This is a genomic window from Chromobacterium sinusclupearum (assembly GCF_002902845.1).
Classification (GTDB): domain Bacteria; phylum Pseudomonadota; class Gammaproteobacteria; order Burkholderiales; family Chromobacteriaceae; genus Chromobacterium; species Chromobacterium sinusclupearum.
In genome coordinates, this window is sequence record NZ_PPTF01000066.1 from 1 (window position 1) to 10,870 (window position 10,870).

Below are 10,870 nucleotides of genomic sequence, written 5' to 3' on the forward strand. Positions count from 1 at the left end.
GTCCGGATAGATTAGAGCAAGCCTACCTTGTCAGTATGAATCAGTGTTCTGGAGTTGCAAAACTCGGGCTGACCATAGATTTTGCTTTAACGGATGCGCGCGGCCCCGCTACGGGGTTACAATCGCGCTTTACAGAGATTGTGCAAGCACCACGGGTTCCCCTCATGAAGATCAGCAGCAACTTCGACGCCGGCAGCATCGAGATCGTCTCCTCAGACAACCTTGACGACATCCAACTGCGCATCCGCCGCGACAATGCGGCAGAGTTCGCGCAATGGTTCTACTTCCGCGTACAAGGCGCTGCCTACCAACACTGCACCTTCCGCTTCCTGAACGCCGCCGAATGCGCCTACCCGCAAGGCTGGGTGGACTATCAGGCGATGGCCTCGTACGACCGCATCAACTGGTTCCGCGTGCCGACGCGCTACGAAGACGGCGTGATGGTGATCGAACATGTGCCGCTGTCCGGCAGCATCTACTATGCCTACTTCGAGCCGTACTCCTACGAGCAGCACCTGAACCTGATCGGCCAGGCGCAAGGCTCCGGCCTGTGCCAGGTCACCGATCTCGGCTCCACCGTGCAGGGCCGCGACATGAACCTGCTGACCATAGGCCACGAAGTGGAGTCCGATCTGAAGATCTGGATCACCGCGCGCCAGCACCCCGGCGAAACCATGGCCGAATGGTTCATCGAAGGTTTGCTGAACCGCCTGCTGGACCCGCAAGACCCAACCAGCCGCGCCCTGCTGGACCGCGCCACGTTCTATGTGGTGCCGAACATGAACCCGGACGGATCGGTGCTGGGCAATCTGCGCACCAACGCCGCCGGCGCCAACCTGAACCGCGAATGGTCGAATCCCAGCCCGGAAACCAGCCCGGAAGTGCTGGTGGTGCGCGAAAAAATGCTGGAAACCGGCGTGGATCTGTTCCTGGACATCCACGGCGATGAGAATATCCCTTACGTGTTCCTGGCCGGCACCGAAGGCGTGCCGTCCTGGAACGAGCGGCTGGAAAAGCTGGCGGACAGCTTCCGCCACCACTTCCTGCTGGCCAGCCCCGATTTCCAGACCGAGCACGGCTACCCGCGCAATGAACCGGGCAAGGCCAATATGGGCATCGCCACCAACTGGATTTGCGAACAGTTCGGCTGCCTGGCCTTCACGCTGGAAATGCCGTTCAAGGACAACAACAACCTGCCGGACGACGATTTCGGCTGGAGCGGCCAGCGCAGCCTGCGCCTGGGCGAAGCGGCGCTGTCGCCGATCTACGCCATCCTGAACGATCTGGAACGCAGCTAACACGCCCCGCATGCGTAAAAAAAGCCGGCATCAGCCGGCTTTTTTGCATTGCGCCGCGCGCGCGCATTCACAATACGACGGGCAGCTTCTCCAAGGTTTTGATCAGCTCTACCTCCGCCATGCACCAGTCGCGGCCCTTCTCCATCACCTTGCCCAGCGCGATCTGGAAATGCTTGCCGCGCACAGTCATATAGAACTGCTTGTCCAACATATACAGCGAAACCGGCAGGATCAGCGCGTTGATCAACTTGTCCGCGCGCCGGTACGGCATAAACAGGCTGATATGGCCAGCCAGCCAGACCTGATCCGGCGGCAGCGTCGGATCGATCAGCCGCGCATCCGTAGGGCGCAGCGATGCTGCCAGCGGACGCGTGGTCAAGGTCTCCACGCCCAGATAAATCCGTTCGCGGCTGGTGCGCCGCACCCGGCGGATAATGCCCAGGCACCAGCCATCGGCGTCGGGCTCGCGGTAACCGATCAAACCGCCCAAGGCCACCCATTCATTGCCCATGACATCGAGGGAAACGCCAAGGCCGGTCTGGCTGATGTTCTCCAGCGACCATTTGGGAAACTGCTGCGGCGGCGGCTCAACCGTCTCTCCCGACAACGCCAAGGCTCTGGCAGGCTGCGGCGATACGGATTTGTCGCGTTTCCGGCTGGTGACGAAGCCATAGATCCGGATATTGGCGGCATCCTCGTAACTGTCCTTGTCGCCGGCGCGGGTCGTCTGCGCCGCCTCGTCGTCCGGCTTGCGCACCAGTTTGTGCAGCATGGTCAGCCGATGCGCCACCTCCACCTGCCGATTGCTGACAACCTTGCGCTCGGCGCGAGCAAACAGCACCGGCTTGACCGCCCATATCCGCATCAAGGTTCTGAGCAAGACGGCGTCGATCCCCGGCACGATCAACGATTTCAATTCCGCCGGCACGCGGCCGGCCTCCATCGTAATCGCCCAGTGATGCAAGGTTTCCACCAGCTCGGTGGTATGCCAATAACGCGTCCACTCATTGGCGCTGATGCCGCTTGGCCGTTCGGCCGGTTTGGAATCGTTCAACTGAATGGCGAAACTGGCTTCGGCAAAATAGGCTTTGCTCAGCGTCATCCTATTGCTCAGCAAACACAATAGCTGATAAGAGAAATGGATCTGTTTGGCGGTGAGATTGCCATCGCTGAGCATGGACAGCATTTGCAACACCAAATACTGATCCTGCACCGTCGTGGCAAGGGCTTTTTCATCAAACAAAAACACCGGCTGAGCATCCAAACCACGCTGCTCCGCCAGACGGTACAGCTGATTCACATTCAGCCAAAATACTTCATCCGGCTGAAAATTCCGGATGTACTGCCACCTTGCATATTCAAGCAGGTAATAAAAAATCCGCGCCAACACCAAAGGCAAATGGCTCGCGGTCCCGCCTGCTTCCGGGCCATCGTCCACAGCCGGCAATGCATATTGATAAAATTCGGTGAATTTTTGGCCGTAATTCAGTATCTGGGCGCGCAGCTGGCTTTCCAACACCTTGGGCATCCGCGCATTCATCAGGTATTGCACGCACAGGCTGTCATGCAGAGGCTGCGTTTCCTGATTCAACATCAGCACCGCCTCCAGCAGCTCCACGGACAACGGCTGGGAGGATAAGCTGAGCCCGCTCAGCAGCTCGACCGCCTTGTCATGCGCGGCAGGGCCGTACTCCTGCTTCAACGCTTCGACATGCGCCTTGGCCGACTCCGCGTTCGCCATGGGATCCGGCTTGCCCTTGCCCCCCCTTGAAAAGAAATCCAGCATGCTCCCGTCCAGTCCCCTGAAGCCGTCGAAAAACCACGATATGCCTCTATACTACTAGATTTATAGTCAGACTGGCGCGCTTGCTGCAAAGCGCAGCCGCGGCTTGTCCGCGCTTGATTGCACTCATGAAATGATAATTAAGCATTGACGACATCCCCCCTCCATCGACAAAAGCATTTGCCGCTGGCAACGGGCTGCATGCCGCGATGCAAAATAAAAAGCGCCATAAAGGCGCTTTTTTTTACCGAGCCGGAAATCAGCTTATCAGATAACCAGATCTTCCAGAGACTTGCCGCTATCGATCCAGGCCTGCACCCAAGCCGGCTTGCGGCCACGGCCAGTCCAGGTCAGTTCGGCGCTTTGCGGGTGGCGGTACTTTGCCTCAACCGGCTTGCGCACGACAACGGCTTTGCTCAGCACTTCTTCGACGCTCAAACCGTAGGCGCGGGCCAGCTCGATAATCTGTTTCTTGGCCTTGGCTTTTTCTTCCACCTCGCGGCGCTTGATTTCGTTTTCTACTTCGCCCTTAAGCGCAACCAGTTCGGTAAAGTCGAGTTTCGACAGATCCATGAGATGTTCCCTTGATGATTATTGATTTACCCATTACAGGGTGTAATGTAGCCAATACAATTGGCACAAGTCAAGGATCAAAAAGAAAACAAAATCTCCATTATTCGGCTATGGGATCAATCGAATAGGGTAAATCCAGTTTCCGCAGCGCAATTGCATGTGCCTCATCGGCAAATACACCGGCATCCCAAGTTTGCGATTGCACGACCGCCAAGCCCAAATACCGGGACGCTTCCACTTGGCACACAGCCGCCAGCATACCAATCGATTGCTCGGGCAAATCCGGACTATATAATTTGCAGCCAACCGTCAGCGGTTGATCGAACGCCGCCAGAAACATCCGGCGTTTCATTTTTCCCAGATACTGGCTGCGCGCGACTATTTCCTGGCCGGGATAGCATCCTTTCTTGAAGTTGACCGCGCCGATCAACTCCATATTGGCCATCTGCGGCACAAATTGCTCCTGGGTCTCGCCTGTCACCCAAGCGATGCCTGCCCGAATATCATGCAGCGCCCATACTGCCGGCGATACCGCGACGACATTCTCCAGCTTGGAAATATCGGTCTCCAAACCGCCGCCGCGACGCAGCGCCAGCAAATAGCCGTCATGCGGCAAGCGCAACAGCGCGCCATCACCCTGCTCGGCTACCCGCATTTTCTCCAGATTGGCCGCTTCGGCAAAATGCGGCTGCAATATATGGGCTGCCTGCGGTCCGGACATGCCCAGAACAAACCACTCCTCGTCCATGGTGATTTTGACCTTGGAACGCAGGACGAACATCGTCAGCCGCTTGGCGATAGCCGGCGCGATATCGGCCGATACCATCAGGTAATAAGCATTGCCATGCCGCCAGATCAAAAAGCTGGCCAACATCCGGCCCTTGGCGGTTGAATAGGTGCTGTATTGCGCCTCGCCTGGCTGAATCTGGCGGATATCATTGGACAGCTGTCCCTGCAAAAAAGCCTCGGCGTCTTCGCCTTCCACTCTGAGCAATACAAAATTGTCCAAAGGCGCCAGCACGGTTTCCCGCTCCAGCGCGGCGACTTGCCGCAAATGCGCCTCAATCGGTTGCTGACCTTGCTCGTCGAGGTTTACGCCTTTTTGACGCAGCCACTGTTGCCAGAATGCATACATGCCGTCGCTCCCTAATTGAAATCAATGTGCGATCTTACCGCCAAGCGGCACTCCGTCGCCAGCCGTTGCCACGCCTTCGTTTGATGCGTCGGGAAAATATCTTTTCGCAACAATCGCCTAGCGGCGGCTGCCGTCGCGGCTGCTGGAATCTCTCAAAAAAACCGTCGCCAAGCATTGACACGCCAGCCGGCCTCCGTATATAGTTCGCCCTCACTCAATTCCCCGATAGCTCAGTCGGTAGAGCGACGGACTGTTAATCCGCAGGTCGCAGGTTCGAGCCCTGCTCGGGGAGCCAATTCACTTTGGCTCAATTGAGTTCATGTGTTCCCTGATAGCTCAGTCGGTAGAGCGACGGACTGTTAATCCGCAGGTCGCAGGTTCGAGCCCTGCTCGGGGAGCCACACCGCCGCACGGCGCCCAATTCAAAGTTTTGTTCCCTGATAGCTCAGTCGGTAGAGCGACGGACTGTTAATCCGCAGGTCGCAGGTTCGAGCCCTGCTCGGGGAGCCAGAATACGATGAAGCCGCAGCTTATGCTGCGGCTTTTTCGTTTGGCATTTCCCCCTTACAATCGTCTCCAAGCTGATTGGAGAAACGATGCCTCGCCACCCCACCCTACTTGCCGCCGGCGCCATCCTGCTGTGGGCCTCGCTCGCCACCCTGGGCGCGTTGACCCGCTCGCTGCCGCCCTTCTTCGTGGTCGGCATCTGCTTGTGCATAGGCAGCCTGCTGTCGCTGCACCGGATACGCGACTGGAAAGTCGCGCCAGCCACGCTGCTCGTCGGCGTATACGGCCTGTTCGGCTACCACTTCCTGCTGTTCTTCGCCTTTCGCCTGGCGCCGGTCCTGGAAGCCAATCTGCTCAACTATCTATGGCCCTTGCTGATCGTCACGCTGTCGCCGCTGCTGATTCCCGGCACGCAACTGACGCGCCGCCACATTGCCGGCGGCCTGCTCGGTTTTCTCGGCGCTGCGCTGATCGTCACTGGCGGCAAACTGTCGCTATCACAGCAATATCTGCCAGGCTATCTGCTGGCCATCGCCGCGGCAGTGGTCTGGTCCACTTTCAGCTTGTTGTTGAAGCGCCTGCCCAGCTTCCCAAGCAGCGCCATGGGCGGATTCTGCCTGCTGTCCGGATTGCTGTCGCTGGCTTGCCATGCGCTGTTCGAGCCGGCCGCGCGGCCGGATGCCGCGCAATGGGCCACGCTGCTGTTGCTGGGCCTGGGTCCGATGGGCGGCGCATTCTTCCTATGGGAACGCGCGCTGCGCCACGGCGATCCGCGCCGCATCGGCTCGCTGTCCTATGCCACGCCGCTGCTGTCCACCCTGCTGCTGACCGCCAGCGGCCGCGGCGAACTGAATCAACTGGCGCTGCTGGCCATCGTGTTGATTCTGGGCGGCGCGCTGCTGGGCACGCTGCCGGAACGGCCCACGCCAAAAACTCAGCCGCTGTAGCCATACCAAGAAAATACTGAAAAAGTTATAATTACGGGTATCAAATAAAGGAAAAGCCATGTCCGTATTGAAGGAGTTCAAGGAGTTCGCCGTCAAAGGCAATGTGATCGACCTGGCTGTCGGCGTGGTGATCGGCGGCGCATTCGGCTCCATCGTCAAATCGCTGGTGGACGATGTAATCATGCCGCCTATCGGCCTGCTGGTCGGCAACGTCGACTTTTCCAACCTGTTCTTCGTGCTGAAGGACGGCGCCAAGCAAGCCGGGCCCTATGTTTCGGTTGCGGCGGCCAAGCAAGCCGGCGCGGTTACCTTGAACCTGGGCCTGTTCATCAACTCGCTGGTCAGCTTCACCATCGTCGCCTTTGCCATCTTCATGCTGGTGAAGGCCATCAACCGGCTCAAGCGCGAACAGCCCGCGGCTGACGCGCCCCCCGCGCCGGCCACCAAGGAATGCCGCTACTGCCTGTCCGCCATTCCTGAGAAAGCCACGCGCTGCCCCTGCTGTACCTCGCAGCTGGATTAAGACCCACTAACAAAACGCCTGATCCTGCGTTGCGCCTCCTTGCCGTACGGTTGGTACTGCCTGCCTCGGCGCGCCTTGGCCCAGGTTCTCCAACGAGGTTTTGTTAGCGGCGCAAAGCGCTTGCCCGCGCCGGCCGATTCCCCTACAATCCGCGTCGTTCTGGGGGAGTAGCCTCGGCGCGGCTTCGCGCCGGCAATGGTCAACATACTTGGCGGCAGCCATGGCCATTGCGACGAGCTTCCGTTTGGCAAGACCCATGACATGCTTGCGCGCAGCGGGGCCGCCGCGCAGGTTTGTCATGGCGTATGCGCGGCCCTTGGAGCATTCATGCAAGCCTTCCTGATTTCCACCGGCGTGGTGGCTCTGGCCGAGATCGGCGACAAAACCCAACTGCTGGCCCTGCTGCTGGCCTCCCGCTTTAAAAAGCCCGGCCCCATCATACTCGGCATCTTCGTCGCCACCCTGGTCAATCATTTTGCCGCCGCCGCGGTCGGCCACTGGCTGATGGCCAAGGTTGGCCCGGACATCATGCGCTGGGGCCTCGGCATCTCCTTTATCGCCATGGCCGCCTGGATGCTGATTCCGGATAAGCTGGACGACAGTAATCTGCTGCGCGAGCGCTTCGGCGTTTTCGGCACCACCATCATCGCCTTTTTCCTGGCGGAGATGGGCGACAAGACGCAAATCGCCACGGTCGCGCTGTCCGCGCGCTTCCCGGAACAGCTTTATATGGTCGTGCTGGGCACCACGCTGGGCATGATGATCGCCAACGTGCCCGCGGTGCTGCTGGGCGAAGTTGCGGCCAAGAAGGTGCCGCAGAAGCTGATGCACGCGATCGCCGCCGCGCTATTCGTCGGCCTGGGCATCGCGACGCTGCTGACCCCGCTGTCGCTGTAAGGCATAAAAAACGAGGGAGGCCGCAGCCTCCCTCGCTCCCATCGATTCAACCCTGCGACAACAGGACGTTCGGATCAAAGCCTATGCGCAGCGCGCCCCAATGCCGCCCGCCCAGTTCCAGCGGCAAATCCACTTCCGACAATACTTCGCCGGTATCGCGGCTATAGGTTTGCAACAGGAAAGGTTGCACATTGCGGGCGGCGCGCAAACCGGCCGGATCGTTGAAAAGGCGCTTGTCGCGGCTCTCCGCCAGATCCTTCTGCGCATCGCCGCAGGGCGGCCGGCTATACCAGCTGTTATGCGTCGGCGCGTAGCCGTTGCCGTCCACCGCCAGGCAGAACTTGCCGCCCGGTATCAGCTCCACCACGCGGTCTATCACCGGCTGCAGCTGCTTGGCCAGACGGTCGTCGTAACTGGTGTGGTACTTGGCCGGCTGAGTCCCGGCAATGGGCTGATAGCGTCGGTCGAACAAATCCAGCCCGCGCTTCAGCTCAGCCTGCAGCAATTGCGCCACCTGATCGCGCGCCGCGCGAGCGTGGCTCAGCGCCTGGTCGAACGCGCCCTCGCCTATCACAAACTTCGATACCAGCCCCTGCACCTGCTCGGCGGCCTCGGTCAATTCGCCGGCGGCGCGTTCCGTTTCGCCCAGCCGCTCGTTCACCAGCAGCCCCAACTGGTGCATCTCGGCCACATGCCGGTTGACCATCTGGTTGCCGTCCATGAACTCATGCATGGTGGCGGCGATCTGGCTCAGGCTGGAGGAAGTGGATTCAAAGTCGCCCATCATTTTGCTGAAATGCTCGGATGCGCGCGAAATCACCTCGCGCGCCTGATGGGTGTCCTCGGTGATCGCCGCGGTTTCTTGCTGCGTATTCGCCACCAAGCCCAACATGCCGTCGATATTGTGCGAAATTTCGTCCGTGGCGGTTTTCACGCGCTCCGCCAGCTTGCGCACCTCGTCCGCCACCACGGCGAAACCGCGCCCGCTCTCGCCGGCGCGCGCCGCCTCGATCGCAGCGTTCAAGGCCAGCAGATTGGTCTGCTCGGAGACATCCTTGATCAGGTCGACGATGGCCTTGATGCTGGACGAACGCTGGCTCAAGTCTTCCACCGTGTGGTTGAAATGCCCCACCTTGCGGCTGATGTCGTGAATGCTGTCTGTCACCGAGCGCAGTTCCTCGTAAGAATCGCGGGCGACGCGAAGGTTTTCCGCAGTCGTCGCGGAAATCGTCTCGGTCTGCTCCGTCACCTGCTCCACGCCGCGCGTGGACTGGTCGCTGGCCTGCCGCACCTGCTTGGCCAATTCGTCCTGTTGACGCGCGCTATTCACCGATTCCGTCACATTACGCCGCGTCACGGCGGAATCCATGGCGATGCGCACCGTCATCCGCCGCACATTGCTGATGATCTCGCGCATTTTCAGCAGGAAGCGGTTGTACGACAGCGACAGCTCGCGGATTTCGTCGTAGGTGACGGTGGGGATCTCGCGCGACAGATCGCCGGCGCCGGCGCCGATTTCATTGAAGATCTGGATGATCATCTTCAGCGGTCGCACGATCAGGTAGCGCAGATACCAGACCATGAAGGCGATGAACAGGAAGCTCAGCACCCATAATCCCAGCGTCCAGTACAGGGCGCTATCGACCGTCGCGTCCACCCGCGCCAGCACTTGCGCGGAAACGCCGGCATCGCGCACCGTCGCCCGGATATCGCTCAGCGCGTAATAGCAATATCCCGCCATCAGCAACTGAAACAGGCTGATGAAGAAAAAACTGCCGAGTTTCCTGCTCAGGCTATGCCAGAAGGTCTTTTCCGAAAACGTATACAGCCGCCAAAACCACTCCATTTGCTCTCCTCCCGAACAATCTGAACCGTTTTATTTTTATCGGTCGCTATTTTTTCTGAAACCTGCCACGCTGACCATTCCCTCAGGCCTTTAAGGTTTGATCCAAATCAAATCCCCGTCGTTTCCATACCATCCAGCATTCCCGGCCAGAGAAAACCGGCAGGCCATCCGGCAACGGCAAAGCCTGCTCCAAGGTAAACAAAGGATCCAGCAACGCTTGCAGATCATTCTCCGCCATGCCGAACGGCGGCCCCCTTTCGCTGTCGCCCAGGAAAAACACGCCGGCCAATACTCCGCCAGGCTTGACCAGACCCGCCACTCTTTCAGCATACTGTCCGCGCATTTCCTTGGGCAACGCGCACAAAAAAGCCCGCTCGAACACGCAGTCGAAAGCGGGCAATTCCAGCTGGAAAAAATCACCCAGCAGCAACCTATCCGCGCCGGCGGGCCACTGCTTGCGGGCCAGCGCGATTGCCGACTCGCTGAAATCCACGGCCAGCACTTGGTGACCCAGCGCCAGCAGCGGCGGCATGTCTCCCGCGCTGCCGCACCCCGGCAACAATACCGTGGACGGCGGCAGGCTGGCGAAGAAACGCCGCGCCGGCTCCGGCAGGCTCGCCCCTTCCCAGGGCGTCACGCCTTCGCGATAACGCTGTTCCCAGAAATCCACTCGAGAACTGTCTGCCATGGTTATTTCCTGTTCATGCCCGTCTCAGCCAGGCCGCCGCCTGTTGCGGCGTCAGATCATCCACGCGCAGCACCTCGGCCGCGCCATCGCGGCCCACCCTATGCAGAGCGCCCCGCTCGTCCAGCCGGTAGCGGCTGCCATCCGGCAGGCGGCCCCACTCGACGCCATCCAGGCTGTCCAGCTCCAGCAAGGCGCCGCATGCCGCAGCCAGCTGCAGCAAACGCTGACGCTGCGGCAAGCGCAGCCAGACCGCTTCGCGCTCATCGTCGCCCATGAAACACCACTGGCTGATTTCGCCGAACGTGCGCGCGCAGCCGCGGCACACGTTGTCGCCCAAGGCGGTGGAACACAGGGCGATGCAAGGAGAATCAGGACGATTGCGACTCATCAAGGCGATATCCAAATACAAAACAATGACTTGAAACCGTTATTTTATCGCAGACGATAAACCAAACCGGTTTCGATCGAGTATATCAGCAGAATTAAACGGGCACGCATATTGGATGCGCAGAGAAGGGAGGAAGACGGAAAATAAAAAACCCGGCTATACCGGGTTAGATTTACCACTGTTTTTAAACAGGTTTTATTTGGTCGGGGTGAGAAGATTCGAACTTCCGACCCTCTGCACCCCATGCAGACCCGCAGACAATCACAATACATTGTTTTTTCAGGC

11 protein-coding genes, 3 tRNA genes and 1 riboswitch are annotated in these 10,870 nt (G+C 59.5%); of the genes, 8 read left to right on the forward strand and 6 right to left on the reverse strand.

The window, feature by feature from the left end:
- The first annotated feature begins 164 nt into the window (after positions 1 to 164).
- Positions 165 to 1,298 carry a M14 family metallopeptidase gene (locus tag C2134_RS13835; protein WP_103320763.1) on the forward strand — a complete coding sequence of 378 codons (1,134 nt, stop codon included), beginning with the start codon at positions 165 to 167 and terminating at the stop codon, positions 1,296 to 1,298.
- Positions 1,299 to 1,365: 67 nt separating this feature from the next.
- On the opposite strand, the gene C2134_RS13840 is transcribed toward C2134_RS13835, so the two are convergent.
- The 3 genes from C2134_RS13840 to ygfZ all read right to left on the reverse strand — a co-directional run bounded on the left by C2134_RS13840 (position 1,366) and on the right by ygfZ (position 4,675).
- Positions 1,366 to 3,084, reverse strand: a complete 1,719-nt coding sequence (locus C2134_RS13840; RefSeq protein ID WP_103320764.1) for a cyclic-di-GMP receptor FimW-related protein — start codon at positions 3,082 to 3,084, stop codon at positions 1,366 to 1,368.
- A gap of 264 nt (positions 3,085 to 3,348) precedes the next feature.
- Positions 3,349 to 3,654 carry an H-NS histone family protein gene (locus C2134_RS13845; RefSeq protein ID WP_043626609.1) on the reverse strand — a complete coding sequence of 102 codons (306 nt, stop codon included), beginning with the start codon at positions 3,652 to 3,654 and terminating at the stop codon, positions 3,349 to 3,351.
- Between the two features lie 100 nt (positions 3,655 to 3,754).
- Positions 3,755 to 4,675 carry a CAF17-like 4Fe-4S cluster assembly/insertion protein YgfZ gene (gene ygfZ, locus C2134_RS13850; protein ID WP_233196455.1) on the reverse strand — a complete coding sequence of 307 codons (921 nt, stop codon included), beginning with the start codon at positions 4,673 to 4,675 and terminating at the stop codon, positions 3,755 to 3,757.
- Here ygfZ and C2134_RS21905 point away from each other — a divergent pair.
- The 7 genes from C2134_RS21905 (at position 4,559) to C2134_RS13885 (ending at position 7,663) form a co-directional block, all read left to right on the forward strand.
- The gene (locus tag C2134_RS21905) at positions 4,559 to 4,804 is read left to right on the forward strand and encodes a hypothetical protein (protein ID WP_233163957.1); all 246 of its coding nucleotides are present in this window, start codon (positions 4,559 to 4,561) and stop codon (positions 4,802 to 4,804) included. The two genes, ygfZ and C2134_RS21905, sit on opposite strands and share 117 nt — an antisense overlap.
- Positions 4,805 to 5,008: 204 nt before the next feature.
- Positions 5,009 to 5,084 (forward strand) — tRNA-Asn (locus C2134_RS13855).
- 30 nt (positions 5,085 to 5,114) lie between these two features.
- Positions 5,115 to 5,190 (forward strand) — tRNA-Asn (locus C2134_RS13860).
- Positions 5,191 to 5,223: 33 nt separating this feature from the next.
- Positions 5,224 to 5,299 (forward strand) — tRNA-Asn (locus C2134_RS13865).
- An 86-nt stretch (positions 5,300 to 5,385) separates the two neighbouring features.
- Positions 5,386 to 6,243: a DMT family transporter gene (locus C2134_RS13870; RefSeq protein WP_103320766.1), complete on the forward strand. Its 858-nt coding sequence runs from the start codon at positions 5,386 to 5,388 to the stop codon at positions 6,241 to 6,243.
- A 58-nt stretch (positions 6,244 to 6,301) separates the two neighbouring features.
- Entirely contained in the window at positions 6,302 to 6,766 is a 465-nt protein-coding gene (gene mscL / locus C2134_RS13875) for a large-conductance mechanosensitive channel protein MscL (RefSeq protein ID WP_043626605.1), read from the forward strand.
- Between the two features lie 149 nt (positions 6,767 to 6,915).
- Positions 6,916 to 7,064, forward strand: a riboswitch (yybP-ykoY riboswitch).
- Between the two features lie 29 nt (positions 7,065 to 7,093).
- Entirely contained in the window at positions 7,094 to 7,663 is a 570-nt protein-coding gene (locus C2134_RS13885) for a TMEM165/GDT1 family protein (protein WP_103320768.1), read from the forward strand.
- Positions 7,664 to 7,709: 46 nt separating this feature from the next.
- On the opposite strand, the gene C2134_RS13890 is transcribed toward C2134_RS13885, so the two are convergent.
- From C2134_RS13890 to C2134_RS13900, 3 genes are all read right to left on the reverse strand, one after another.
- On the reverse strand, positions 7,710 to 9,509 hold the full coding sequence (locus C2134_RS13890) for a methyl-accepting chemotaxis protein (protein ID WP_103320769.1): 1,800 nt from the start codon (positions 9,507 to 9,509) through the stop codon (positions 7,710 to 7,712).
- Between the two features lie 82 nt (positions 9,510 to 9,591).
- Positions 9,592 to 10,197, reverse strand: a complete 606-nt coding sequence (locus C2134_RS13895) for a methyltransferase domain-containing protein (protein ID WP_103320770.1) — start codon at positions 10,195 to 10,197, stop codon at positions 9,592 to 9,594.
- Positions 10,198 to 10,210: 13 nt separating this feature from the next.
- On the reverse strand, positions 10,211 to 10,585 hold the full coding sequence (locus tag C2134_RS13900; RefSeq protein ID WP_103320771.1) for a DUF1289 domain-containing protein: 375 nt from the start codon (positions 10,583 to 10,585) through the stop codon (positions 10,211 to 10,213).
- Between the last annotated feature and the right edge of the window lie 285 nt (positions 10,586 to 10,870).